General features: G+C 63.2%; 25 protein-coding genes and 1 pseudogene. 16 read left to right on the forward strand and 10 right to left on the reverse strand.

Annotation, left to right across the window (positions count from 1 at the left end; all coding sequences use genetic code 11):
* Positions 1 to 14: 14 nt before the first annotated feature.
* From infC to ASD99_RS01710, 9 genes and pseudogenes are all read left to right on the forward strand, one after another.
* Complete coding sequence (infC, locus tag ASD99_RS01670; RefSeq protein ID WP_013528312.1) at positions 15 to 551, forward strand: translation initiation factor IF-3; 537 nt, start codon at positions 15 to 17, stop codon at positions 549 to 551.
* 167 nt (positions 552 to 718) lie between these two features.
* Positions 719 to 1345 (forward strand): methyltransferase family protein, encoded by a 627-nt coding sequence (locus ASD99_RS01675; protein WP_057142509.1) that lies wholly within the window; start codon positions 719 to 721, stop codon positions 1343 to 1345.
* 118 nt (positions 1346 to 1463) lie between these two features.
* On the forward strand, positions 1464 to 2198 hold the full coding sequence (locus tag ASD99_RS01680; protein WP_162256672.1) for a hypothetical protein: 735 nt from the start codon (positions 1464 to 1466) through the stop codon (positions 2196 to 2198).
* Positions 2199 to 2447: 249 nt separating this feature from the next.
* On the forward strand, positions 2448 to 2651 hold the full coding sequence (gene rpmI / locus ASD99_RS01685; protein ID WP_006201248.1) for a 50S ribosomal protein L35: 204 nt from the start codon (positions 2448 to 2450) through the stop codon (positions 2649 to 2651).
* Between the two features lie 145 nt (positions 2652 to 2796).
* Positions 2797 to 3198, forward strand: a complete 402-nt coding sequence (rplT, locus tag ASD99_RS01690) for a 50S ribosomal protein L20 (RefSeq protein ID WP_023672281.1) — start codon at positions 2797 to 2799, stop codon at positions 3196 to 3198.
* Positions 3199 to 3352: 154 nt separating this feature from the next.
* A complete protein-coding gene (gene pheS, locus ASD99_RS01695; RefSeq protein WP_056590104.1) occupies positions 3353 to 4450 on the forward strand; it encodes a phenylalanine--tRNA ligase subunit alpha in 1098 nt (365 codons plus the stop codon).
* Positions 4447 to 4869, forward strand: coding sequence for a GFA family protein (locus tag ASD99_RS01700; RefSeq protein ID WP_057142511.1), 423 nt, complete (start codon positions 4447 to 4449; stop codon positions 4867 to 4869). Before pheS ends, ASD99_RS01700 begins: the two co-directional genes overlap by 4 nt.
* Positions 4866 to 7274, forward strand: coding sequence for a phenylalanine--tRNA ligase subunit beta (gene pheT, locus ASD99_RS01705; protein WP_057142512.1), 2409 nt, complete (start codon positions 4866 to 4868; stop codon positions 7272 to 7274). Before ASD99_RS01700 ends, pheT begins: the two co-directional genes overlap by 4 nt.
* A 40-nt stretch (positions 7275 to 7314) precedes the next feature.
* Positions 7315 to 7916: pseudogene (locus ASD99_RS01710) on the forward strand (nucleotidyltransferase family protein).
* 91 nt (positions 7917 to 8007) lie between these two features.
* On the opposite strand, the gene ASD99_RS01715 reads toward ASD99_RS01710, so the two are convergent.
* Complete coding sequence (locus ASD99_RS01715; RefSeq protein ID WP_057142513.1) at positions 8008 to 9003, reverse strand: aldo/keto reductase; 996 nt, start codon at positions 9001 to 9003, stop codon at positions 8008 to 8010.
* 96 nt (positions 9004 to 9099) lie between these two features.
* Between ASD99_RS01715 and ASD99_RS01720 the strand changes: the two genes are divergently transcribed.
* The 5 genes from ASD99_RS01720 to ASD99_RS01740 all read left to right on the forward strand — a co-directional run bounded on the left by ASD99_RS01720 (position 9100) and on the right by ASD99_RS01740 (position 14049).
* A complete protein-coding gene (locus tag ASD99_RS01720; RefSeq protein WP_056589384.1) occupies positions 9100 to 9990 on the forward strand; it encodes a LysR family transcriptional regulator in 891 nt (296 codons plus the stop codon).
* 41 nt (positions 9991 to 10031) lie between these two features.
* Positions 10032 to 10610, forward strand: a complete 579-nt coding sequence (locus ASD99_RS01725; RefSeq protein ID WP_056589386.1) for a cytochrome b — start codon at positions 10032 to 10034, stop codon at positions 10608 to 10610.
* A gap of 69 nt (positions 10611 to 10679) precedes the next feature.
* Positions 10680 to 11255, forward strand: a complete 576-nt coding sequence (locus ASD99_RS01730; protein WP_056589389.1) for a YceI family protein — start codon at positions 10680 to 10682, stop codon at positions 11253 to 11255.
* 111 nt (positions 11256 to 11366) lie between these two features.
* Entirely contained in the window at positions 11367 to 12353 is a 987-nt protein-coding gene (locus ASD99_RS01735) for a Gfo/Idh/MocA family protein (protein WP_057142514.1), read from the forward strand.
* A 40-nt stretch (positions 12354 to 12393) separates the two neighbouring features.
* Positions 12394 to 14049, forward strand: a complete 1656-nt coding sequence (locus tag ASD99_RS01740) for an FAD-binding dehydrogenase (protein ID WP_057142515.1) — start codon at positions 12394 to 12396, stop codon at positions 14047 to 14049.
* Between the two features lie 28 nt (positions 14050 to 14077).
* Here ASD99_RS01740 and ASD99_RS01745 read toward each other — a convergent pair whose 3' ends face one another.
* From ASD99_RS01745 to ASD99_RS01775, 7 genes are all read right to left on the reverse strand, one after another.
* Positions 14078 to 15016, reverse strand: a complete 939-nt coding sequence (locus tag ASD99_RS01745) for an alpha/beta hydrolase (protein WP_057142516.1) — start codon at positions 15014 to 15016, stop codon at positions 14078 to 14080.
* A 112-nt stretch (positions 15017 to 15128) separates the two neighbouring features.
* The gene (locus ASD99_RS01750) at positions 15129 to 15911 is read right to left on the reverse strand and encodes a carnitinyl-CoA dehydratase (RefSeq protein WP_056589398.1); all 783 of its coding nucleotides are present in this window, start codon (positions 15909 to 15911) and stop codon (positions 15129 to 15131) included.
* Complete coding sequence (locus tag ASD99_RS01755) at positions 15904 to 17982, reverse strand: acetate--CoA ligase family protein (protein WP_057142517.1); 2079 nt, start codon at positions 17980 to 17982, stop codon at positions 15904 to 15906. Before ASD99_RS01755 ends, ASD99_RS01750 begins: the two co-directional genes overlap by 8 nt.
* Positions 17983 to 17985: 3 nt before the next feature.
* Positions 17986 to 19149 carry an acyl-CoA dehydrogenase family protein gene (locus tag ASD99_RS01760; protein ID WP_057142518.1) on the reverse strand — a complete coding sequence of 388 codons (1164 nt, stop codon included), beginning with the start codon at positions 19147 to 19149 and terminating at the stop codon, positions 17986 to 17988.
* Positions 19150 to 19153: 4 nt separating this feature from the next.
* A complete protein-coding gene (locus tag ASD99_RS01765; RefSeq protein WP_056589405.1) occupies positions 19154 to 20257 on the reverse strand; it encodes a carnitine 3-dehydrogenase in 1104 nt (367 codons plus the stop codon).
* Positions 20254 to 20883: an HD domain-containing protein gene (locus ASD99_RS01770; protein ID WP_057142519.1), complete on the reverse strand. Its 630-nt coding sequence runs from the start codon at positions 20881 to 20883 to the stop codon at positions 20254 to 20256. Before ASD99_RS01770 ends, ASD99_RS01765 begins: the two co-directional genes overlap by 4 nt.
* Before the next feature lie 22 nt (positions 20884 to 20905).
* Positions 20906 to 21823 (reverse strand): 3-keto-5-aminohexanoate cleavage protein, encoded by a 918-nt coding sequence (locus tag ASD99_RS01775; protein WP_056589410.1) that lies wholly within the window; start codon positions 21821 to 21823, stop codon positions 20906 to 20908.
* Between the two features lie 133 nt (positions 21824 to 21956).
* On the opposite strand from ASD99_RS01775, the gene ASD99_RS01780 reads away from it, so the two are divergent.
* Positions 21957 to 22937 (forward strand): GlxA family transcriptional regulator, encoded by a 981-nt coding sequence (locus tag ASD99_RS01780; RefSeq protein WP_057142520.1) that lies wholly within the window; start codon positions 21957 to 21959, stop codon positions 22935 to 22937.
* Between the two features lie 14 nt (positions 22938 to 22951).
* Here the strand turns inward: ASD99_RS01780 and ASD99_RS01785 are convergent, their stop codons facing one another.
* Together ASD99_RS01785 and ASD99_RS34495 are read right to left on the reverse strand one after the other, a co-directional pair.
* Positions 22952 to 23155 (reverse strand): hypothetical protein, encoded by a 204-nt coding sequence (locus ASD99_RS01785; protein ID WP_056589415.1) that lies wholly within the window; start codon positions 23153 to 23155, stop codon positions 22952 to 22954.
* Positions 23156 to 23333: 178 nt separating this feature from the next.
* Complete coding sequence (locus tag ASD99_RS34495) at positions 23334 to 23708, reverse strand: GNAT family N-acetyltransferase (RefSeq protein WP_320410751.1); 375 nt, start codon at positions 23706 to 23708, stop codon at positions 23334 to 23336.
* Here ASD99_RS34495 and ASD99_RS34500 point away from each other — a divergent pair.
* A complete protein-coding gene (locus tag ASD99_RS34500; protein ID WP_244497576.1) occupies positions 23589 to 23987 on the forward strand; it encodes a hypothetical protein in 399 nt (132 codons plus the stop codon). The two genes, ASD99_RS34495 and ASD99_RS34500, sit on opposite strands and share 120 nt — an antisense overlap.
* The last annotated feature ends 59 nt before the right edge of the window (positions 23988 to 24046 follow it).

The raw sequence follows: 24046 nt of genomic DNA on the forward strand, positions 1-24046 counted from the left end.
AGGAGACCACGACCATTCGCAGACCTTTCAAAGCAGCGGCGCCGACCAAGGATGGCCCGCGCTCCAACCGTGACATCCGGGTTCCCCGGGTCCAGCTTATCGACGCCGAAGGCCAGAACCGCGGCGATGTTTCCATCAACGACGCATTGCTGCTCGCCGAAGAGGCTGGGCTCGATCTCGTCGAGATATCGCCCAATGCGGTGCCCCCCGTCGTCAAGATCCTCGATCTCGGCAAGTTGAAATACGCCAACCAGAAGAAGGCGGCCGAGGCGCGCAAAAACCAGAAGGTCATCGAGATCAAGGAGATCAAGATGCGCCCGAACATCGACAGCCATGACTACGAGACCAAGATGAAGGCGGTTCGCCGCTTCTTCGAGGAAGGCGACAAGGTCAAGCTGACGCTGCGCTTCCGTGGCCGTGAAATGGCGCATATGGAACTCGGCATGCAGCTTCTGAACAAGGTCCGCGAGGAAGTGGCGACCATCGCCAAGGTCGAGGCGGAACCGAAGCTCGAAGGCCGCCAGATGATGATGGTGCTGTCGCCGCGCTAAGGCTGCCGAACACCAACATACCTGAGATCACGATGACGTCAGGCTTGGCTGTCGCGCTTAAATCCGCCTGAATCACATTCCAAGGCGTCCCGGCGATCGGCGGGACGCCTGTTTTCTTGGCCAAGGCTGCGATCGCTGGCCAAGTTCCTCGACGATCGGATTCCACCTTGGACAAAGAACTCAAATACGGGCTGGGTAACTACCAGCATACGCGCAGGATGGTGCTTGCCGGGCTCGTGGCCGTGCTGTTCGCAGCGCTGCTATTTGGCCAATCGACGTTTCCGCCCGACACACCGGTGCATGAGTCGATCGAAATGTTTGGCGTGCTGCTGATTTTCCTCGGCATCGTCGGGCGCCTCTGGGCGACACTCTACATAGGCGGACGCAAATCGTCCGAGGTGGTGACCGGCGGGCCTTACTCGATCACCCGCAACCCGCTCTATGTGTTCTCGACCGTAGCCGCGGCCGGCGTCGGCGCGCAGATCGGCTCGTTCACCGGCATCATTCTCTTCGCGCTTCTGTGCGCGGGCGCCTTCCACATCGTCATCCTGCGCGAGGAGAAATTCCTCAAGGAAGCGCTCGGTGCCACATATCAGGCCTATCTGGAGCGGGTGCCGCGCTTCTTCCCGAAATTGTCGCTTTACCAGGAGGGCGATACGGGCAGCTTCAAGCCGCGCCTGCTGCTGACCACGCTGCTCGACGGCCTGGTGTTCCTGGTCGCGCTGCCTGCCTTCGAACTGATCGATGGCGCCCAGCAGTCAGGCATGCTGCCCGTGTGGTTTACGCTGCCCTAGACGTGGATAGGCAGGCAGCTAGTGCCACTCTGCAGGTCGCGGTCTTCGATGTCTTAATAATTTGTCTTCCGAGATCGTGTAGCGATAACCGCCGCGAATGAACGCGGCGGAGAAATTCATGGTGTCGAACGCCGGGCCAGGCATTGCTATATCTGCGAATGTCTCCAGGTGTGGATTAGCCGCCCGGTTGGCCCGGCCTCTATTGCGTATCCTGGCTCTTATCTCTTCGCTGTTCCTCACCTCTTGCGGCCTCTTCGCCGATGTATGGGAATGGAACCAGAAGTTGACGGTCGAGGTGCTCGTTGACGGCCAGATAGTCTCTGGCTCGGCCGTATCTCACGTCTGGTGGCAGGAAGCCAATGCGTTTGACGTCTATCCATCAGGCTATGAAGGCGAGGCGACGGTGGTTGACCTCGGGCAGAGAGGCAAGCTCTTCGCGTTGATCGGCGAAGAGACCAAATACATCGCCCAATACACGTTTCATGAAAAACTTGGCCACAGTCGTGGCGACTATGAGCGACTTCTGCCGGCGATCATGCGATTCCGCGGCACCGAAGACGTGCCACGCAGCCGTTATCCGCTGCTTGTCACCTTCCCGGATCCAAACGATCCGACGAGCCTGCGAAAAGTCGATCCGGGCGATCTTGTAGCAGCGTTTGGTTCTGGCGTTTCATTGAAACGTATCACGCTCGAAATTACCGATGACAAAGTGACGGGCAACGTTGGCGATCAGCTATTCTCGTGGTGGTCGCTTTATGAGGACCGCCAGTTCGATGGGAACAGGTATACAAAGGCCAACAGTACGTATCGGTTCGCAAACTCCCTAAATCGCCTGAATTTCAAAAGGGAGTAGGCGCGATCCGACAGATGTTACGAGTTCCGTTGGCATGGGTGCGCTATCCGGGCCCTTGCCAACCCACAAGCTCATAGCACGTCCTATAGCGTCGGGTGTTGCGTACAGGTCATGTTTGACGTATAGGACCGCCGTTCAAGAAAACCGCCCGGCAGGGCATGCCGTGGCGGTTTCATTTGCTTTTCGGGCTTTGGTCGGCCCGAAGCGAACAAGAAGCGCGATAGTGCGCCAACTAGACGGAGTAGCAAAATGCCCAAGATGAAGACCAAGTCCGCCGCCAAAAAGCGGTTCAAGATCACAGGTACGGGTAAAGTCCTGTCGGCTGCGGCCGGCAAGCGTCACGGCATGATCAAGCGTTCCAACAAGTTCATTCGAAATGCCCGCGGCACGATGGTTCTGGCTGAACCGGATGGCAAGAAGGTCATCAAGAATTTTCTTCCGAACGGCCTCTAAGGCGTGATGCCAAAAAGTTGCAGACTTTTTGGATAACATCCCGCTCAAATAAGGCATTCGGTCTGGACACGCTTTTGTTTTACGCAATTCCGAACGGAAAACCGCAAGGCACTTTTCCTGGAATTGCTTTTAAGGAGATCATGACATGGCACGCGTAAAAAGAGGCGTCACCTCGCACGCCAAGCACAAGAAGGTCCTGAAAGCCGCGAAAGGCTTCTACGGCCGTCGCAAGAACACCATCCGCATCGCCAAGCAGGCGGTGGAAAAGTCGATGCAGTACGCGTATCGCGACCGCAAGAACCGCAAGCGCTCGTTCCGCGCTTTGTGGATCCAGCGCATCAACGCCGCGACGCACGAGCATGGCCTGACCTATGGCCGCTTCATCGACGGCCTCAACAAGTCGGGCATCGAGATCGACCGCAAGATCCTGTCGGACATGGCCATCCACGAGCCGCAGGCTTTCGCAGCCCTGGTCGCCAAGGCCAAGGTGGCGCTCGAATATCTGAAGAACACCACGCCGAACGCTTTTGAAAGCGCTGTCGCCTAAGACCAGCGCTTCCCAAGCATTCGCAATTCTGATTTGGGGAACCCGCGCTGGCACGGCTGGCGCGGGTTTTTCTTTTGCCTGAACCGTAGAGTGATTTTCACTTTAGAAGTGACTTTCACTTTAAGGCCGACCTCCCAACGTAGCGAGTTTGACCGTGAACGATGCAACCAACAGCCTGGATACGCTTGAAAACTCACTTCTGGCCGACATCGCGTCGGCCGCCGATGAGCCGGCCATCGAGGCCGTGCGCATCGCTGCCTTCGGCAAGAAGGGCACCGTGTCCGAGATGCTGAAAACACTTGGCGCCATGACCGCCGAAGAGCGGCAGGTCAAGGGTCCTGTTATCAACGGCCTCAAGAACCGCGTCACCGATGCACTCACCGCGCGCAAGGCCGAATTGAAGGATGTGGCGATCACCGCGCGTCTTGCCGCCGAAAAGGTCGACGTGACGCTGCCGGTGCGGCAGTCGCCGGCCGAGCGCGGCCGCATCCATCCGATCAGCCAGGTCATCGACGAGATCGCGGCGATCTTCGGCGATCTCGGTTTCTCCATAGCCGAAGGGCCGGATATCGAGACGGACCACTACAATTTCACGGCGCTGAACTTCCCCGAAGGCCATCCGGCGCGCGAGATGCACGACACCTTCTTCTTCCAGCCGGACGAGAAGGGCGAGCGCAAGCTTTTGCGCACCCACACCTCGCCGGTGCAGATCCGCACAATGGAGATGAAGAAGCCGCCGATCCGCATCGTCATTCCTGGCAAGACCTACCGGCAGGATTCGGACGCCACCCACTCGCCGATGTTCCATCAGGTCGAGGGGCTGGTGATCGACAAGACGGCCAACGTCGCCAACATGAAGTGGGTGCTGGAGGAGTTCTGCAAGGCCTTCTTCGAGGTGCCGCAGGTGAAGATGCGCTTCCGGCCGTCCTTCTTCCCGTTCACCGAGCCGAGCCTCGAGGTCGACATCCAGTGCGACCGCTCGCGGCCGGGCGAAGTGCGCTTCGGCGAGGGCTCCGACTGGATGGAGATTCTCGGCTGTGGCATGGTGCACCCCAATGTGCTGCGCCATGGCGGGCTCGATCCGGACGAATATCAGGGCTTTGCCTGGGGCATGGGCATCGACCGCATCGCCATGCTGAAATACGGCATGCCGGATTTGCGCGCCTTCTTCGACGCGGACGTGCGCTGGCTGTCGCATTACGGCTTCCGGCCGCTCGACATGCCGACCTTGTTCGGGGGCTTGAGCGCATGACAGCGCCGCACACCGGCGGCTGCCGCTGCGGCGCCGTGCGGTTCGAGGCCTTGGCCGAACCGCACCATGTCAGTTATTGCCATTGCGGCGATTGCCGGCGGGCCAGCGGCGCGCCGGTCTCGGCCTTTGTCGGCTTCCTGGTTGATCAGGTCGTGTTCACCGGCAAGGCGCTGAAGATGTTCGAGAGCGGCCCGGTGACGCGCTCGTTCTGCGGCATTTGCGGCTCACCCATCGCCTATGTCGACGAGCGGCTGGAGGACGACATCTACTTCATGCTCGGCGCGATGGACGTGCCGGCCGATTTTGAGCCGACGCTGCATGCCTATGTCAGCGAGCAGCTTGCCTTCCTGCATATGTCCGACGACCTGCCGAGACATCTGAAAACAAGCGTCAAAAGACGAGACGGAACAGTCCCATGAAATTCACCCTCTCCTGGCTCAAGGATCATCTCGAGACCGACGCCACGCTCAACGAGATCGTCGAGCGGCTGACCTCGATCGGCCTCGAAGTCGAGCATGTCGACGACAAGTCGAGCCTGAAACCCTTCGTCATCGCCAGGGTGCTGACGGCGGTGCAGCATCCCGATGCCGACCGGCTGCGCGTGCTGACCGTCGATACGGGCGACGGCAAGGCGCCCGTGCAGGTCGTCTGCGGCGCACCGAACGCCCGAGCCGGCCTGATCGGCGCCTTTGCGGCGCCCGGCACCTATGTTCCGGGCATCGACGTGACGCTGACGGTCGGCAAGATCAGGGGCGTCGAAAGCCATGGCATGATGTGCTCCGAGCGCGAGCTGGAACTGTCCGACGAACACAACGGCATCATCGACCTGCCTGAGGATGCGCCTGTCGGCACCAGCTTCGCTGCCTATGCGCATCTCGACGATCCGGTCATCGAGATCAACCTGACACCGAACCGGCCGGATGCCACCAGCGTCTACGGCATCGCCAGGGATCTGGCGGCGAGCGGGCTTGGCCGCCTCGTCGGCGGTGCCATCATGCCGCATGCCGGCAGTGGCATGTGCCCGGTCAAGGTGACGATCGAGGCGCCGGAACTCTGCCCCGGCTTTGCGCTGCGGCTGGTCAAGGGCGTCAAGAACGGCCCGTCGCCGAAATGGCTGCAGCAGCGGCTGATCGCCATTGGTCTGAGACCCATCAGCGCGCTGGTCGACATCACCAATTACGTCACCTTCGACCGCGGCCGTCCGCTGCATGTGTTCGACGCCAGCAAGGTCGCCGGCAATCTGACCGTGCGGCGTGCGCGCGATGGCGAAAAGGTGCAGGCGCTCGATGGCCGCGAATATACGCTGACGCCGGAGATGTGCGTCATAGCAGATGACAATGGCGTCGAGTCGATCGCCGGCATCATGGGCGGCGAGCATTCAGGCTGCGACGAGAACACGACCGATGTGCTGATCGAATCCGCGCTTTGGGATCCGATCACCACCGCCCGCACCGGCCGCACGCTCGGCATCATCACCGACGCGCGCTATCGCTTCGAACGCGGTGTCGACCCCGAATTCATGGTGCCCGGCGTCGAACTGGCAACGAAACTGGTGCTCGATTTCTGCGGCGGCACGCCGACCGAGATCGAAGTGGCGGGCTATGCTGGACACAAGTCGAAGATCATCTCCTTCCCGCTGTCGGAAGTGAAGCGCCTGACCGGCATCGAGGTGCCGAAGGCGGAAAGCCTCGACATCCTGTCGCGCCTCGGCTTCAAGCCTCAGGGGTCGGGTGATGTCGTCAACGTCGCCGTGCCGTCCTGGCGCCCAGATGTCGACGGCAGGGCGGATCTGGTCGAAGAGATCATGCGCATCCACGGCGTCGACAACATCGCACCGCAGCCGCTCGGTGCGCATGACGCGGTCAACGCAAAGATACTCACCACGCTGCAGGTTCGTACCCGCACCGCCAAGCGCGCGCTTGCCGTGCGCGGCATGATGGAGGCCGTCACCTGGTCGTTCATTCCGGCCAAACACGCCGAACTGTTCGGCGGTGGCCAGACCGCGCTGAAGCTCGCCAACCCGATCGCCGCCGACATGTCCGACATGCGGCCGTCGCTGCTGCCGGGGCTGATCGCCGCCGCCCAGCGCAATGCCGACAAGGGCATTGGCGACGTGGCGTTGTTCGAAGTGTCGGGCACCTATGAAGGCGATGGCGCCGACCAGCAGCGGCGCGTGGCCGCCGGCGTGCGCCGCGGCACCGCCAAGCTCGACGGCTCCGGCCGCAACTGGGCCGGCAATTCAGGCCCGGTCGGCGTGTTCGACGCCAAGGCCGACGCCATTGCCGCGCTCGAAGCCTGCGGCGCGCCGGTCGACCGGCTACAGATCGAGGCGGGCGGCCCGGCCTGGTATCATCCCGGTCGTTCCGGCACGATCAAGCTCGGCCCGAAAACCGTGCTCGGCACCTTCGGCGAATTCCATCCGAAGACGCTGGAGGGGCTCGATGTTTCCGGACCGCTCTGCGGCTTCGAAGTGTTCGTCGATGCCGTGCCCGAGCCGAAGGCCAAGCCGACGAAAACCAAGCCCAGGCTGGATCTCTCCGCTTTCCAGGCGGTGAAACGCGATTTCGCCTTCGTCGTAGCCAGGTCAGTTGAAGCCGGCGCGCTGGTCCGCGCGGCGCTTGCGGCCGACAAGAAGCTGATCACTGCTGTCTCGGTCTTCGATATTTTCGAAGGCGCTTCGCTCGGCGAGGGCAAGAAATCGATCGCCATCGAAGTGTCGATCCAGCCGGTCGAAAAGACGCTGACCGACGAGGATTTCGAGGCGCTGGCCAGGCGCATCGTCGAGAACGTCGGCAAGCAGACCGGTGGTGTGCTGAGGGGCTAAAAAACTTGCGAGCAGATGGCGAATCGCCCTCCAAAGGGCGATGGACCATCTGCGCTATTCCGGGCTCCCGTTTGAAGAACAGCGCACGGCGTTTCTCGACATCGTGTCGGCGGACCCGCTGGTCCGCGAAGCGCTGGAGCGTGCCCGCACGCTGGCGCTGCCGGACTGGCTGGTGGTTTCAGGCGTGCTCTATAATTCCGTCTGGAACCATTTGACGGGCAAGCCATCCGGCTACGGCATCAAAGATGTCGACTTATTCTATTTCGATGACAGCGATCTCTCCTACGAGGCTGAGGACGCGGTGATCCGCCGGGCGGCGCGGCATTTCGAGGGGTTGGCGCTGCCGGTCGAGCTGCGCAACCAGGCGCGGGTGCATTTGTGGTATCCACAGAAATTCGGCCGGCCGTGCCCGCGCTATACGAGTTCCAGCGAACCCGTCAGTTATTTTGCCTCGAAGACGCATGCGGTCGGGGTTCGATACGATACTGACGGCAGCTGGAGTTGGTGGCGCCGTTCGGGCTCGATGACCTCTTTTCGTTTCGCATCACGCCCAGCCGGGTGATGGACAATCAGCACACGCATGAGACGAAGGGTGCGAGGGCGAGGGAGAATTGGCCGGAGATCACGGTTGTGCCGTGGTAAAGTCTATGAAAGTTTGAAACGACTTCTACGCCTCCTGACACGCAAAAAGAGGCGCGGAAGCGCCCCCTTCGATTACCAGTGGTGACCTAACTCACCCATTCACCAGCGCCAGCAACTCCTCAGGGTAGCGCTTGCCCATGACCTTGTCGGGCGACAGCGCATCACCAATGGCTTGCGCCTCGGCCGCGCTCAGCTCGATCGCGGCCGCTGCCGTGTTCTGCTCGAGGTGACCGATTTTGCGGGCACCGGGGATCGGCACGATGAAATCGCCCTGGTGCAGCACCCAGGCCAGCGCCAACTGCGCCGAGGTCACGCCCTTTTCAGCAGCCAGCTTTTCCAAGGTGGCGATGACAGCGGCGTTGGCTTCCATCGCCTCGGCCTGGAAGCGCGGCAAGGTCCGGCGCCAGTCGTCGTCGCTCAAGGCCTCGGGCTTGGCGATCGTGCCGGTCAGCAGGCCACGGCCGAGCGGGCTGTAGGGAACAAAACCGATGCCGAGCTCGCGGCAGACGGCGAACACCTCGTCTTCCGGGTCGCGGCTCCACAGCGAATACTCGCTCTGCACCGCTGATATCGGATGCACGGCGTGGGCCCGGCGGATGGTCGCGGCGCTCGCCTCCGACAGGCCAAGCGCGCGCACCTTGCCCTCGCGCACCAGCTCGGCCATGGCGCCGACCGTATCCTCGATCGGCACGTTGGGGTCGACGCGGTGCTGGTAGTAGAGGTCGATCACATCGGTGCCCAGCCGCTTCAGCGACGCCTCGGCGACGGCCTTGACGTGCTCGGGACGGCTGTCGACACCGGCCATGCGATCCGTGCCGGTGCCTTCCTCCAGAATCCTGAAGCCGAATTTGGTGGCGATCGTTACCTTGTCGCGCACCGACTTCAGCGCCTTTCCGAGCAGGATCTCGTTCTCGTAGGGGCCATAGACTTCCGCCGTGTCGAAGAAATTGACGCCGATCTCGACGGCACGATGCAAGGTGGCGATCGCGTCGGCTTCCGGCTGGCCGCCATAGACGAAGCTCATGCCCATGCAGCCGAGGCCGACGGGATAGACGTTCAATTCAGTTCCTAGCTTGCGGGTTTGCATCACGCGTCTCCATGTTGTGATGCAGCAGAGATAGCGCCTTGCGGTCTGCTCGATAATCGGCTCTTCTTCGTACGGGCTGTTCCAAGAAATAGATCAATGAATCGAGCACACCTTTCACAGCTAGCCGTGCTGGCGACCGTCGCCCAATGCGGCAGCTTTCGAGGCGCGGCCAGGGAATTGGCCATCGCGCCATCGGCGGTCAGCCACGCTGTGTCCAGCCTGGAGGCGCGGCTTGGCGTACGCCTGCTGTCACGCAGCACACGCAGCGTCGCACCTACCGAAGAAGGTGCGCAGTTGCTGGAACGGTTGCGGCCGGCGCTGTTGGAGATCGACCTGGCGCTGGAGACGGCGATCGAGGCGCGCGATCGGCCGGCCGGCAATCTGAGGCTCAGCGTACCCCGCACCGCAGCACAGCTCACACTGGCGCCACGGCTCGGGGCGTTTGCCCAGGCCTTTCCCGATATCGTGCTGGAGATCGTCGTCGAGGACCGCTTCACCGATGTGGTCGAAGGCGGCTTCGATGCCGGGGTCAGGCTCGGCGAAAGCCTGCAGCCGGACATGGTCGCGGTGCGGATCGGAGCATCGATCCGTGGCGCCGTGGTTGCCGCCCCTTCCTATTTTGAGACCATGCCGCGCCCGCTGCATCCACGCGACCTGGCGGCACATCGCTGCGTCCGCTTCCGCTTCTCGAGCGGCGTGCTCTACCGCTGGGAGTTCGAAAAGGATGGCGAGGAGCTGGAGATATCAGTCGAAGGCCCGCTGATCGTCGGCGAGGATCGCCTCAATGTCGAAGCGGCGATCAACGGCGCCGGCCTGACCTTTGTGTTCGAAGGCTATGTCAGCGCGGCGATCGCCGACGGCAGGCTTGTACGCGTGCTGGAGGACTGGTGCCCGCCCTTCGACGGGTTCTTCGTCTACTACCCCAGCCGCCGCCAGATGCGGCCGGCGCTCAGGGCCTTCGTCGATTTCTTCAAGGTGAGCGGGTAAGCGCGCCGGAAGAAACCCGCCCCCACATTCGTTCACGTCCCATGCAAACATCGATCACCAACAGCACGACCCGCTATGGCTGGGGCACGATCATTCTCCACTGGCTGATCGCTCTGATATTCATCGGCCAGTTCGCGCTCGGTTTCGTCATGGTGCGGCTGACCAGCCAGCGCACCGCCTTCGAACTGATCCAACTGCACAAATCCTTCGGCTTTCTGCTGCTCGGCCTGATTATCCTGCGCATCGCCTGGCGTCTCGGCAATGCCGCGCCGGCGCTGCCGCGCTCTGTCGGAATCCTGGAGCGTCGGGCCGCGCCGCTGGCGCATTTTGCGCTCTACGCGTTTCAGCTTGCCTTGCCCTTGTCCGGCTGGGCGCTGGTGTCGGTGTCGATGCTGGAGATCCCCAGCCTGCCGTTCAATCTGTTCATCATGCCGAACCTGCCGCTGGCAGAATCGGATGGCGCTGAAAGCTTCTGGGCGGCGGCGCACTGGTATCTCGCCTATGCCGGCATGGCGCTGGTCGCCGTCCATGTCGCGGCGGCATTGCGGCACCATTTCCAGCTTAGGGATGGCGTGCTCACGCGCATGATCACGCCTTTGTCAGGCGACAGTGCGGAATAGAGCGGCCGGTCCATTCGTTCACGGAAAGAAGGCGCAGAAAATGCGCTGCCTCCAACAAGGAACATCCCCATGTTTGCACGCATCCTTGGATTTGCGGCGGTCGCCGCTTGTCTTGCCACGCCTGTTTCAGCGGCCGTCGCGCTTGGTGACGCGGCCGGCAGCTATTCGATCAGCCCGGCCAACTCCAGCATCCACTTTTCCATAGGCAAGGTCGGCGGCGGCGGCCTCAACGGCACCTTCGCCCGCTTCAAGGGCTCGATCCGCATCGACAACAGCGATGTCGGGCGCTCGCAGGTCAATTTCACCATCTTTCCCGAAAGCGTCGGCACCGGCCAGGGCCGCATCGATGCCTTCCTGCGTTCCGACGCCGTGTTTGATGCCGCCAACAGCCCCGAAATCCAGTTCCGCTCGACCGGCGTGACCCGAACCAGCGACACCACGGCTCTCGTCACCGGCCGGCTGACGGCGCGCGGCAAGACGTTCCCGGAAAAATTCACGGCCGAGCTTGGTGGTCTCAAGGCCGGCACGATAAAATTCCATGTCACCGGCAAGGTGCTCAGGTCGCGCTACGGCATGGATGTCGGCACGCCGATCTATTCGAACGTCGTCGACTTCGACATGATGCTGACCGGCAAAAGGGGCTGAACGGGTTCTTCCTCGCTCCACTTCGTGGGGCGAGGAACCCAGCACTGCGCATTGGCTTTTCCGCTGATTTCGGGCAAACCTCGTTGCCTGTAATCGCTATGGAGAAGCCTGATGTTCCGATGGGGTGTGTTGTCGACGGCAAAGATCGGCCGCGAGCATTTGTTGCCGGCGATGGTCGAGGCGGAGAACGGCGTGCTGTCGGCGATCGCCAGCCGCGACCTGTCGAAGGCCAAGGCGCTCGCCGAGCGCTTCGGCGCACGCCATGCCTTCGGCTCCTATGAGGACCTGCTTGCCTCCAACGAGGTCGACGGCGTCTACATCCCGCTGCCGACCTCGCAGCATGTCGAATGGACGGCCAAGGCCATCGAAGCCGGCAAGCATGTGCTGGTCGAAAAGCCGCTGGCACTCGACGCCAAGGACATCGTGCCGTTGATCAACCTGCGCGACGCCAAAAAAGTGCTGGTTTGCGAAGCCTTCATGGTCATCTACCACCCGCAATGGATCAAGGTGCGCGACCTCATAACCAGCGGCGCCATCGGCCGACTGCGCCATGTGCAGGGCGCCTTCTCCTATTACAATGTCGACCCCAACAACATGCGCAACCAGCTCGACCTCGGCGGCGGCGCGCTGCCCGACATCGGCGTCTACCCGACCGTGTCGACTCGTTTTTCCACCGGCAAGGAACCGCTGCGCGTGCAGGCGACGATCGAGCGCGACAAGAAATTCGGCACCGATATCTATTCCTCGATCCGCGCCGATTTCGGCGACTTCGAACTGTCCTTCTATCTGTCGACGCAGATGGCGGCGCGCCAGGTCATGGTGTTCCACGGCGAGAAGGGTTTCATCGAGGTGTTCTCGCCCTTCAACGCCGGGCTCTACGACCACCACCGCGTCGAACTGCACAACCAGAACCACACCGAAGCGCAAGTGTTCCGTTTTCCCGGTACCCAGCAGTACCGGCTGGAGGTCGAGACCTTCGCGCGTGCGGCACAGGGCGGCAAGGAGCGCGTCTTCACTCTGGAGGAATCGGTGCTCAACCAGAAGGTCATCGACGCCATCTTCCGCGCCGGCGGCACGGACGGCTGGGAGACCGTCTGACTCCTTGCATTAAAGTAGCCGGCCAATTCTGGGAGGAAAGATGGCTGACGATGCGGATGTGATCATTGTCGGCGCCGGCCTTGCCGGACTGGTCGCCGCCGCCGAGCTTGCCGAAGCCGGCAAGAAAATCATCATCGTCGACCAGGAGCCGGAGCAGTCGCTCGGCGGCCAGGCGTTCTGGTCGTTCGGCGGCCTTTTCCTCGTCGATTCGCCGGAGCAGCGGCGCATGCGCATCCGCGATTCGCACGATCTGGCGCTCGAGGACTGGCTGGGCACCGCCGCTTTCGATCGGCCGGAGGATTTCTGGCCGCGCAAATGGGCGGAAGCCTATGTCGGCTTCGCCGCCGGCGAGAAACGCTCATGGCTCCTGCAGCGCGGCCTGAAATTCTTTCCCGTCGTCGGCTGGGCCGAGCGCGGCGGCGGCAACGCCATCGGCCACGGCAATTCGGTGCCGCGCTTCCACATCACCTGGGGCACCGGCCCCGGCGTGCTCGAGCCTTTCGTCCAGCGCGTGCGCGAGGCGCAGAAGCGCGGACTGATCAGTTTCAAATTCCGCCACCGGGTCAACGAGTTGACTCGCACGGGCGCGACCGTCGACGGCGTCCGTGGCGATATCCTGCAGCCCAGCACCGTCGAGCGCGGCCACAAGAGTTCGCGCGAAATCGCCAGTGATTTCGAGCTTCATGCGCAAGCGGTGATCGTCGCCTCCGGCGGCATCGGCGGCAATCATCAGCTTGTGCGGGAAAATTGGCCCAAGCGGCTGGGCCCTGCACCGAAGCGTATGACCACCGGCGTGCCCGACCATGTCGACGGCCGCATGCTGGCGATCACGGAACGGGCCGGCGGCTCGATCATCAACCGCGACCGCATGTGGCACTATGTCGAGGGTATCAGGAACTGGGCGCCGATCTGGACCGATCATGCGATCCGCATCCTGCCCGGTCCGTCATCGCTGTGGCTGGCGCGCGGCAAGCGTCTGCCGGTGCCGCTCTATCCCGGCTTCGACACGCTGGGCACGCTCAGTCACATCATGAGCACCGGCTTCGACCATTCCTGGTTCATCCTGACCAAAAAGATCATCCAGAAGGAGTTCGCGCTGTCGGGCTCCGAGCAGAACCCTGATCTGACCGGCAAGAGCTGGCGCCAGGTGCTCGGCCGCGCCACATCGGGCATCCCGGGTCCGGTCAAGGCGTTCATGGAGAAGGGCGAGGATTTCATCGTCGAGGCCGACCTGCCGACGCTTGTCGCGCGCATGAACGCGCTGGCCGGCGGCGAGCCGCTGCTTGAGTTGGCCCAGGTCGAACGCGAAATCCGCGCCCGCGACAGGCAACTCGACAATCCGTTCTCCAAGGACATGCAGATCACCGCGTTGCGCGGTGCGCGTGCTTACCTCGGCGACCGGCTGATCCGCACGGCCAAGCCGCACAAGATGCTCGATCCGGCGAATGGCCCGCTGATTGCGGTCCGCCTCAACATCCTGACACGCAAGACGCTGGGCGGTCTGCAGACCGATCTCGACAGCCACGTGCTGGGTGCCGACGGCCAGCCGGTTGCGGGACTCTACGCCGTTGGCGAAGCCGCCGGCTTCGGCGGCGGCGGCGTGCATGGCCATGCGGCGCTTGAGGGCACCTTCCTCGGCGGCTGCATCTTTTCCGGCCGCGGCGCCGGCCGGGCGGCCGCCGCCTCGGTGCGGTAAGTCTTGAACCGTCAGACGATGAAATCGCTCACCAGAGCCAGACGCCCTGCCCAAGGGCGCCTATCGCGCCCGCAATCCGGGTGAAGCTCGCGCGGGCGCGGCCGACCGTATGCCGAGCCCTGAGATAGCCGTGCACCAGCCCTGGTTCTTCGAACCAGGCGGCGCGTCCGCCTGCCGCAATGATCAGGTCGCGATAGGTTTCACCGTCCGATGACAGCGGGTCGCATTGCGCGGTGATCAGCACCGTCGGCGGCAGGTTGGAGAAGTCGGTGTCGGCGAGCGGGGCCAGCGTTGCATCGCCGCTGCGGTCCTGCCCCCCAGTGCGGATGTGTTTGTAGAATTCGAGATCGCGCATGGTCAGCATCGGCGCTTCGGCATGCGTGACATAGGATCCCTTCAACCGATCGCCGCCGAGGCCGGGATAGATCAGCACCTGGCCGATCGGCTTTCGTGGATGGCCGCGCGTCGCGTGGCTGACCGCGGCGGCAAGATTGCCGCCGGCGCTGTCGCCACAAAGCAGGATCGGGTGCCTGTAAGCGGTCGCGGCCCATTCGAAGGCACTCATCACGTCGTCGAAGGCGGCCGGATGCAGATGTTCCGGTGCCAGCCGATAATCGACCGAGACCACCTCATGGCTGGTGCCGGCGCACAGCTCTGCACAGACATCGTCGTGGCTGTCCAAGCCGCCGAGGATGAAGCCGCCGCCATGGAAATACAGCACCGTCGCGGCTGCTTGGCGAGCGCTTCGGTAGGTACGGATCGGAATGTCGTGCGTGGGCGTTGCAATGGCTGAGGTTTCGACCGCAATGCCTTCGGGATAGCCGGCAAAGAATTCGCTGCACATGCGGTCGTAGATCCCGCGCTGCTGCGCGATCGTGTAGTCGATCGTATCGGGCGGATAGTAGGAATTGGTCCGCTCGATGAAGGCCCAGGTCTCGGCGTCGATGAGGGTTTTATAGTCGGTCATGGAACTCCTTTACCTCCCCTTGATGGGGGAAGTCGCCGCGAAGCGGCGGGTGCTTCACCCCACCCCGGACCTTCGGTCCGACCCTCCCCATCGAGGGGAGGGTAAAAGTGGGTCATTTCCCCTTCCAAACCGGATCGCGCTTTTCCGCAAACGCGCGAAAGCCTTCCATATTGTCCTCGGAGCCGTAGAGCGCATCGACGGTCGCCAGTTGGCGCCGCGTCACCCTGTTCATCGCGTCCTGGAATGTAAGCGCCTCGGCCACACGCGCCGTTTCCTTGATCGCGGCGAAGACCAGCGGCGGGCCGCTGGCCAGCAGCCGGGCGATCTCCCAGACGCGCTCCTCGAGCTTCTCCTTGGGCAACACTTCGTTGACCAGGCCCCAGCGATGCGCCTCGGCGACATCCATCCAGCGGCCTGTGAGCAAAAGGTCCATGGCGACATGGTAGGGCATGCGCTTCGGCAGCTTGATCGTTGCCGCGTCGGCCAGCGTGCCGGCGCGGATTTCGGGCAGCGCGAAGGACGAATGATCGGAGGCGTAGATGAGGTCGCAGGACAGCGCCAGCTCGAAGCCGCCGCCGACCGCCATGCCGTTGACGCAAGCGATGACCGGCTTGTTGAGGTCGCGCAATTCCTGAAGGCCGGCAAAGCCGCCGACGCCATAGTCGCCGTCGACCGCGTCGCCGCCGGCGGCCGCCTTCAAGTCCCAGCCGGCGCAGAAGAACTTGTCGCCCGCGGTCTTGACGATGGCGACGCGCAACTCCGGATCGTCGCGAAACGCCTTGAAGGTCTCGCCCATCAGCCGCGAGGTCTTCAGGTCGATGGCGTTGGCCTTGGGCCGGTCGAGCGTGACCTCAAGGATGGTGCCTTCGCGGCGGGTCGAAATGACGTCAGACATTCTTCTTGTCTCCCAGCACCAGCAGTGCGTCGGCGATCCAGGCGCCCTTGCCTTCCGCGCAGACGATCAGCGGGTTGATGTCGAGTTCCTCGATCTCGCCGGCATTCTTCTGCACGAAGCCGGCAATGCCCGATATGGCGTCGATGGCAGCGGCGACATCGGCTTTCGGCCTGCCGCGATAGCCGTCGAGCAGCGGGAACAGTTTCAGGCCGCGCAATGCCGCCTCGATGTCGTCGCGCGTTGCCGGCAGCATCAGCGTGACGCTGTCGCGCAACAGCTCGACCAGCACGCCGCCAGTCCCCAAGGTCATCACCGCGCCGAACATCGGGTCGCGGGTGAACCCGACGATCAGTTCGGCGACGCCGTCGCGCACCATGCGCTCGACATAGAGCCCCGTGCCGAGCGGCAACAGGTCATGCGCTGCCGTGCTGACGGATTCGGCATCCCTGAGATTGAGCCTGACAGCGCCAACCTCGGATTTGTGGGTGACGCCGAGCGCCTTCAGCGCCACGGGGAAGCCGAGCGCCATGGACGAGATCACCGCCTCGACCGCATTGGCGGCGCGTTCGCCTTTCGGCACCGGCAGGCCGGCCTGAATGAGGCGGGACTTCGCCTCGGCCTCATCAGGGGTGATGTGGTCACCGCCAGGCGCACCGGCGGCGGACGTGTCGATCGGCTGCGCCTGCGGCTCAGCCCAGGCCCAGCCGATGAAGGCTGCCGCCCCGGCTGCATCCATCGCCTCGGAAATTCCGAACAACGGCACCATGCCGCGCGCCATCAGCCCGGCGGTGTATTCCTCGGGCAGGTTTTCCGGCAGCGAGGAGACGATCGCGCCTTGCGCCTTGTTTGTCTTCAGCGCCGATTCGAAGGCGCGCAGCGTCGCCCACCAGTCGGTGTCCGAGCAGCGGTCCGGGCGCGGGAAATCCAGCACCAGCATGTTCAAGTCGAAGCCGCCCGACACCATGGCGGTGAAGGTGGCGGTCATCGCCGGCTCGTTGTTCCAGATGAAGGTGTGGTAGTCGAGCGGGTTGGCGACAGCGACCAGCGGCCCAAGCGTCGATTTGACATGGGCACGGTGCCTGTCAGTCAGCACCGGAAAATTGACCCAGCGGCCTTCGGCACTGTCGGCCATGACCGAGGCTTCACCGCCCGAGCAGCTCATCGACGACAGTTTGTAGCCGGGCAAAGGCCCGGTGATGTGCAACAGCTTCAGCGCCTCGATGAAGGCGGGGATGGAATCGACGCGCGCAATGCCAAGCCGTCTCAGGAACGCGCCCGAGGCCGCGTCCGAACCGGCCAGCGAGGCGGTGTGCGAGACGGTCGCCTGTCTGGCCTGTTCGGAACGGCCAACCTTCATGGCGATGATCGGCTTCTTCAGCTCGCGGGCTCGGGCCGCCAGCCGTTCAAAGCCGGCTACCGAATCGAAGGCCTCGATGTGCAGGCCGAGCGACGTGACCCGCTCGTCCTCGATCAGGCCGAGCGCCATCTCGGACAGGCCGGTCTGAGCCTGGTTGCCGGCGGTCATCAGAAAGGCGACCGGCAGACCGCGCTTTTGCATGGTCATGTTGATGGCGATGTTGGAGGACTGGGTGATGATGGCAACGCCCTTGCCGCCCTCGGCCAGTCTTATGCCACCATGCTGGTCGGGCCACAGAAGCGCGCCGTCGGCGTAATTGATCAGGCCATAGCAATTCGGCCCGATGATCGGCATCGAGCCAGCTGCCGCGACCAGCTCGGCCTGCAGCCGCTCGCCGTCGTCGTCATAGGCCTCGGTCTCGAGGAAGCCGGCGGCAAAGCAGACGGCGCCGCCGGCGCCGCGTTCAGCCAGCGCCTTGACCACTTCGATGGTCAAATGCCGGTTGACGCCGACAAAGGCGGCATCCGGCGCGCCCGGCAGATCGGCGACAGAGCGATAGGCCTTGCGGCCGGCGACCTCGCCCTTGGTCGGATGCACCGGCCAGATCTCGCCGGCAAAGCCCATCTTGATCGATTGCGCGACGACGGCTGCAGCCTGCGCCCCGCCGAACACGACGATCGATTTCGGCCGCAGGAGACGCTCAAGTCTATGCATATGTTATGCCCCAAACGGGCGCAGCAGCGCCCTTGAAATGATGTGGCGCTGGATCTCGGACGTGCCTTCCCAGATGCGCTCGACGCGCGCGTCGCGCCAGATACGCTCCAGCGGCAGGTCGTCCATCAGCCCCATGCCGCCATGGACCTGGATCGCCTCATCGGCGACGAAAGCGAGCATTTCGGTGGCCTTCAGCTTGGCCATGGCCATGTCCTGGTCGGTGACGGTGCCCTGATCGTACTTCCAGCCGGCTTCGAACACCATCAGGTCGGCGGCCTTCAGTTCGGTCGCCATGTCGGCGAGCTTGAACGACACGCCCTGGAACTTGCCGATCTGCTGGCCGAACTGCTGGCGCTGCGCGGCATATTCCACCGCATGGCCAAGCGCCCGCTCGGCACGGCCGAGACAGGTGGCGCCGACCTGTAGCCGGGTGGCGCCGAGCCATGAATTGGCGACGTCGAAACCCTTGTGGACTTCGCCCAGAACCTGACTTGCTGGCAGCCGGCAATCGTCGAATTCAAGGATGGCGTTGGTATAGCCGCGATGCGAGACATTGCGATAGCCGTCACGCACCGTGAAACCCTTGGTGCCCTTGTCGACGAAGAAGGCGGTGATCTTCTTGCGCTTGCCGCGCGGCGAATCCTCTTCGCCGGAAGCCATGAACACGATCGCAAAGTCGGCGAGGTCGGCGTGGGAGATAAAATGCTTGGTGCCGTTCAGCACCCAGTCGTCCACATCCTGTACGGCGGTTGCCTTCATGCCGCGCAGATCCGAGCCGGCGCCCGGCTCGGTCATCGCCAGGCAGTCCCATTTCTCGCCACGGATGCAGGGGAACAGATATTTCTCGCGCTGCTCCGGCGTGCCGGCAAGCAGGATGTTGGAGGGGCGCGCCACGCAGGTCCAGTGCAGCGCATAGTTAGCGCGGCCGAGTTCTTTCTCGTAGAGCAGCCAGGTCACCGTATCCAGGCCGGCGCCGCCGACGTCGGCCGGCATGTTGGCGGCATAGAGCCCGGCCTCGATCGCCTTGACCTTGATCTCCTCGATCAGCTCGCGGCGCAGCACGCCGGTGCGCTCGACCTCGCGCTCATGCGGGTAAAGCTCGTTCTCGACGAACGCACGCGTCGTCTCGACGATGAGCCTCTGCTCCTCCGACAGCCCGAAATCCATGCTCTCAGCCTTTCTTCTTGCCGGTCTTTTTCTTTGGCTTCTCGGCTTTCTTTACCGGCTTCAAGGCCTTGGCCTTCTCGGCGGCCTTGGAGGCCGTCGGTTTCTTCGCCGCCAGCTTGGCCAGCTGCTTGGTGTAGTCCTTATGCAAAGCGCCGGCGCCCCAGCCCTTGCCTTTGTTCTGCTTCGACAGCGCGTCCATGATCGCGACCAAATTGTCGTCGCGGATCTTTTCCAGCTCACGGATCGACAGCCCATGCGCCTGGTCGTCCGACTGCGTGGCGATCAGGTCGACCAGCTCGTCGTTGAACTCCGGCACGTCCATCAGCTTGGTCCATGGCCATTTCAGGCACGGGCCGAACTGCGCCATGAAGTGGCGCATGCCGGCCTCGCCGCCGGCGACGCGATAGACCTGGAACATGCCCATCTGCGCCCAGCGCAGGCCAAAGCCATAGCGCATGATGTCGTCGAGTTCCTCGACCGTGCAGATGCCGTCCTTGATCAGCCACAGCGCCTCGCGCCATGCCGCTTCGAGCAGGCGGTCGCCGACGAAGGCCTCGATTTCCTTGCGGATGACGACCGGCTTCATGCCGATCGAGGTATACATCTCCTTGGCGACCTCGATCGCCTCGGGGAAGGTCTGTTCGCCGCCGACGATCTCCACCAGCGGCAGGAGATAGACCGGGTTGAACGGGTGGCCGACGACCAGCCGCTCCGGATGCTTCTTCATCGCCACCTGCATGTCGGTCGGCTTGATGCCGGAGGTCGACGAGCCGACAATCGCGTTGGCCGGCGCATGTGCGTCGATCTCTGCCAGCACGCGATGTTTGAGGTCAAGCCGCTCCGGCACGCTTTCCTGGATGAAATCGGCATCGGCCACCGCCTCGGCGATGGTCTTGGCGAAGGTCAGCTTGCCCTCTTTCGGCAGGCCGCCGGGCACCATCTGCTTGTAGGCGCGGCGCGCGCCCTTCATCACTTCGCCAACCTTGCGCGATGCCTCGGGATCTGGGTCGAAGATCGACACGTCGATGCCGTTCAGGAGCAGCCGCGCCACCCAGCCGGCACCGATGACGCCACCGCCGATGGCGGCTGCCTTGTTGATGATGCTCATGCGGAGGCTCCGGTTCTTGTCTTGGCTGTTGTTGGATCGGTGAGAGGCACGCGCTCTCCGGCGCGGATCACGGTCGCATCGTAGGCCTTGCGGGCAAAGACCTCGAGCACGAAGGGCCGGAAGAATTCGATCGGTAGCGTGTCATAGTCGGGGTCGAAGCTCGACTGGTCCCAGCGTTCGCAAAACTGGTCGCAATCGTCGAAATAGGCGTGGCCGGCAAAGCGGTCGCGCGCATGGCGGTTGCCGCCGAGATGATGGGCATAATAGAGCCGCTGAAAGTCGCCGTGCTTTTCCACCACCCAGGTGCATTGTTCGCGCACGAAGGGTTTCAGGATCGATGCGGCATATTCATCGTGATTGTAGGGCGCATAGATGTCGCCGATATCGTGCAGCAGCGCACAAGTGATCCAGTCGGTGTCGGCGCCGTCGCGCCAGGCCCGCGTTGCCGCCTGCAGCGAATGGCCGAGCCGGGTGATCTTGTAGCCGGACAGGCCCTCGTCGAGCTGCACCAGCGCGTCGAGCAGCCGCTCGCCGGTCCTGGCCGCATAGTCGATCTCATGCGCGGTCAGGAACTCGTAGTCGTCCCGGTCGCCATCCTTCATCGCGGTGAATTTTACGGTACTCATGCCGACCTCCCCAGCGAATAATCTATGCGGCTATCGGCGCCCGCTTGGTCAGGTTCAGCTTCTTGCGCACCTCCTCCGGGCCGATGATCCTGGCGCCCAGATTGGTGACGATGCTGGCGGCACGCTCAACGAGTTGCGCATTGGTCGCCAGCACACCCTTGTCGAGCCACAGATTGTCTTCCAGCCCGACGCGGACATTGCCGCCGGCCAGCACAGCTGCCGCGGCATAGGCCATCTGGTTGCGGCCGATGGCGAAGGCCGACCAGTTCCAGGTCGACGGCACATTGTTGACCATGGCCATGAAGGTGTTCAGGTCGTCAGGCGCGCCCCACGGCACGCCCATGCAAAGCTGCACCAGCGCATCGGGGTTGAGCACCTTTTCCTCGACCAACTGCTTGGCGAACCACAGATGGCCGGTGTCGAAAGCCTCGATCTCCGGCTTGACGCCGAGCGCAGTCATCATGCCGCCCATGGCGCGCAGCATGCCGGGCGTGTTGGTCATGACATAGTCGGCCTCGGCGAAGTTCATGGTGCCGCAGTCGAGCGTGCAGATTTCCGGCAGGCACTGGCGCACATGTTCCATGCGGTTGGTGGCGCCACCCATATCGGTGCCCTTTTCGTTGAGCGGCAGCGGCGCTTCCGGCGAGCCGAACACCATGTCGCCGCCCATGCCGGCGGTCAGGTTCAGCACCACATCGACATTGGCCTCGCGGACGCGCTCGGTCACTTCGCGGTAGAGATGCACGTCACGCCTGGGCTTGCCGGTTTCGGGATCACGCACATGGCAATGCACGATCGCAGCGCCCGCCTTGGCCGCATCGATGGCCGAGTCGGCGATCTGCTTGGGCGAGCGCGGCACATGCGGGCTGCGATCCTGCGAGCCGCCGGACCCGGTCACGGCACAGGTAATGAAAACCTCACGGTTCATCGCAAGCGGCATGGAACTCTCCTCCGATAGAAACACTATGCATGTCGCCCAAAAGTGGGAACCGGTTTTGGCATAACGACATGCACAAAGACCAATCAACAATGCCCGACTTGCCGGAAACTGTTTTGCGTTTTACGAAGCTTCCATGACGAAAAGCGAGAAACCAACGATCTTTCGTGCCGAGCGCCTGCCGCTCAAGGTGACGCTGCTGGTGTTTTCCGGCTCATCCATCATGTGCGTGGCCTCGGCCGTCGATCCGCTGCGCGCCGCCAACCGCATCTCCGGTGAAACCCTGTTCGATTTCCGGCTGGTCTCGGTGACCGGCGAGGCTCCGGTCACCACATGCGGCCTGCCGGTGGCGGTCAGTGGCCGCTTCGATGCGGCCGAGCCAACCGACGTTCTTGTCGTCGTCGCCGGCTTCGGCACCCAGAACTATGCAACCTCGGCTCTGTTGTCGGGCCTGCGTCGCGCGGCGCGGACAGCACGCGCTTGCGGCGGCGTCGAAGCCGGCACCTGGCTGGTGGCGCGTGCCGGCCTCTTGGAAGGGCGCAGCGCCACCACCCATTGGGAGGACATGGAGGATTTTTCCTCGGCCTTCCCAGGTGTCGATGTCCGCCCGGACCGCTATGTCATCGATGGGCCGGTGTTCACGTCGGGTGGCGCGTCGCCGACCTTCGACCTGATGCTGCATCTCATTCGCACGCGGCTCGGCATGGCTGTCGCGCTCGATGTCGCCAGCGTCTTTATCTACGATCAGGCGCGCGCCGCCACCGACGCGCAGCCGCTGGTCTCGCTCGGCCGGCTCGACGGCTACGACCCGCGCCTTGCGCAAGCCATCCGGCTGATGGAATCGCATGTCGATCAGCCGCTGACCATAGAGGCGATGGCAAAGCGCGCCGGGGTGACGGCGCGGACACTGGAGAGCATCTTTCGCAAGTCGATCGGCGAGACGCCGGGCGCCTATTACCTCAGGCTGCGCCTCGGCGCCGCCCGCCGGCTGGTGGTCGATACAAGGGTAGCCATGGCCGATATTGCCGGGCGGACCGGATTTTCGTCCGCCGCGGCGTTTTCGAGAGCGTTTTCAAGGGCTTTCGGCGAAGCGCCGATCAGGCTGCGGAGGGGGTAGGTTTCAACGGGCGATCAGGCCGCGTTCTGACGGTCGCCGTCGATCTGCGAGCGCATCTGTCTGGCAAGATGGGTCTCAAAGCGGCTCGCGACGGCGCGATCCCACTCGTTCGAGATCTTGGCGCCGTCGGTTTTCCTCGGCATCGCCATCAACCGGTCGATGATAGATCCGGCTTCGCCCGGTGAGAGCAGGGCGTCGATTTCACGTTCGTTCTGCATATCGGTTCGCCTCCTTCTTCCTCTCCCGCCACGAGCCAGTCTTATACGAGATACGTGACGGCTGTTTGAAGGCAAGAGCGAGGTCATTGAAGGGCGGCAAAGGGCAAAACCGTGTCGTCGGACGCGCCCTCGCGTAAAGTTTGATCCTGCGTCTGGGCAGGTCAGGTCAAGCAGAAATCTACAGCCACTTTTCGAACAGCACCGTGGTGAAGCCACTGTCCCATTCGTCATCTGGATAGCGGGTTTTCTCGATATAGCCGACCGCCTTGTAGAGTGCTTGCGCAGGCATGTTGAACGTGTCGGTTTCCAGCCGCGCCTGCGCCGATCCGGCGGCGCCGATCGCCTGTTCGGCATGGGAAAGCAGCTTGCGGCCGACATCTTGCCGTTGACGGGACGCCATGACGTGTAGGGCTTCGATGAAGTCCGCGCGCCAATGGATCAGGCCGGCGACCGCGCCATCGATCTCGGCAACGGCAAATTTAGGCCAGCTCTGGTCGACATAACGCCCGCCAATATCCGTCTCGACATAGCGCTGCGCCGCTGCCTCGGTGATGTTAGGCAGCCAGGTGCCTTCGAATGTTTCCTACAGGAGCCGCTTCAAAGCCGGGATATCGCTTGCCTGCGCCGGGCGCACGATGGTTCGATCCTCTGCCATTTCCCGTCTCCTGCCAATGCACGTCCCCCCAAAAGTGCACAGCGGTTTTGGGACGACGACATGCATCAAAGTAAAGGCCGCCGCGTCGCCTTTTCGGCGGTGCGGCACCTTGATCGCGTGCAGGCCGCCAAAGATCCATGCGATCCTCGGCAGCCTCTCGCGAAATGCGCTGACTAGCAGATGGTGATGGCTGCGGCTTTCAGCCAGAGGTAGCGGATGTCGGTCCAGAGATCGGG

The organism is Mesorhizobium sp. Root695 (genome assembly GCF_001428185.1).
Classification (GTDB): domain Bacteria; phylum Pseudomonadota; class Alphaproteobacteria; order Rhizobiales; family Rhizobiaceae; genus Mesorhizobium.

What these genes read in the sequence shown, in the direction of transcription:
- ASD99_RS01730 (WP_056589389.1), top strand. Translation starts at nt 10,680, where the DNA reads ATGTTTGCACGCATCCTTGGATTTGCGGCGGTCGCCGCTTGTCTTGCC.
- ASD99_RS01765 (WP_056589405.1), bottom strand. Translation starts at nt 20,257, where the DNA reads ATGAGCATCATCAACAAGGCAGCCGCCATCGGCGGTGGCGTCATCGGT.
- ASD99_RS01770 (WP_057142519.1), bottom strand. Translation starts at nt 20,883, where the DNA reads ATGAGTACCGTAAAATTCACCGCGATGAAGGATGGCGACCGGGACGAC.
- ASD99_RS01735 (WP_057142514.1), top strand. Translation starts at nt 11,367, where the DNA reads ATGTTCCGATGGGGTGTGTTGTCGACGGCAAAGATCGGCCGCGAGCAT.
- rplT (WP_023672281.1), top strand. Translation starts at nt 2,797, where the DNA reads ATGGCACGCGTAAAAAGAGGCGTCACCTCGCACGCCAAGCACAAGAAG.
- ASD99_RS01700 (WP_057142511.1), top strand. Translation starts at nt 4,447, where the DNA reads ATGACAGCGCCGCACACCGGCGGCTGCCGCTGCGGCGCCGTGCGGTTC.
- ASD99_RS01745 (WP_057142516.1), bottom strand. Translation starts at nt 15,016, where the DNA reads ATGACCGACTATAAAACCCTCATCGACGCCGAGACCTGGGCCTTCATC.
- ASD99_RS01720 (WP_056589384.1), top strand. Translation starts at nt 9,100, where the DNA reads ATGAATCGAGCACACCTTTCACAGCTAGCCGTGCTGGCGACCGTCGCC.
- ASD99_RS01760 (WP_057142518.1), bottom strand. Translation starts at nt 19,149, where the DNA reads ATGGATTTCGGGCTGTCGGAGGAGCAGAGGCTCATCGTCGAGACGACG.
- ASD99_RS01785 (WP_056589415.1), bottom strand. Translation starts at nt 23,155, where the DNA reads ATGCAGAACGAACGTGAAATCGACGCCCTGCTCTCACCGGGCGAAGCC.
- ASD99_RS01740 (WP_057142515.1), top strand. Translation starts at nt 12,394, where the DNA reads ATGGCTGACGATGCGGATGTGATCATTGTCGGCGCCGGCCTTGCCGGA.
- rpmI (WP_006201248.1), top strand. Translation starts at nt 2,448, where the DNA reads ATGCCCAAGATGAAGACCAAGTCCGCCGCCAAAAAGCGGTTCAAGATC.
- ASD99_RS01755 (WP_057142517.1), bottom strand. Translation starts at nt 17,982, where the DNA reads ATGCATAGACTTGAGCGTCTCCTGCGGCCGAAATCGATCGTCGTGTTC.
- ASD99_RS01725 (WP_056589386.1), top strand. Translation starts at nt 10,032, where the DNA reads ATGCAAACATCGATCACCAACAGCACGACCCGCTATGGCTGGGGCACG.
- pheT (WP_057142512.1), top strand. Translation starts at nt 4,866, where the DNA reads ATGAAATTCACCCTCTCCTGGCTCAAGGATCATCTCGAGACCGACGCC.
- ASD99_RS01780 (WP_057142520.1), top strand. Translation starts at nt 21,957, where the DNA reads ATGACGAAAAGCGAGAAACCAACGATCTTTCGTGCCGAGCGCCTGCCG.
- ASD99_RS01750 (WP_056589398.1), bottom strand. Translation starts at nt 15,911, where the DNA reads ATGTCTGACGTCATTTCGACCCGCCGCGAAGGCACCATCCTTGAGGTC.
- ASD99_RS01680 (WP_162256672.1), top strand. Translation starts at nt 1,464, where the DNA reads ATGGTGTCGAACGCCGGGCCAGGCATTGCTATATCTGCGAATGTCTCC.
- ASD99_RS34500 (WP_244497576.1), top strand. Translation starts at nt 23,589, where the DNA reads ATGGATCAGGCCGGCGACCGCGCCATCGATCTCGGCAACGGCAAATTT.
- ASD99_RS01715 (WP_057142513.1), bottom strand. Translation starts at nt 9,003, where the DNA reads ATGCAAACCCGCAAGCTAGGAACTGAATTGAACGTCTATCCCGTCGGC.
- ASD99_RS01775 (WP_056589410.1), bottom strand. Translation starts at nt 21,823, where the DNA reads ATGCCGCTTGCGATGAACCGTGAGGTTTTCATTACCTGTGCCGTGACC.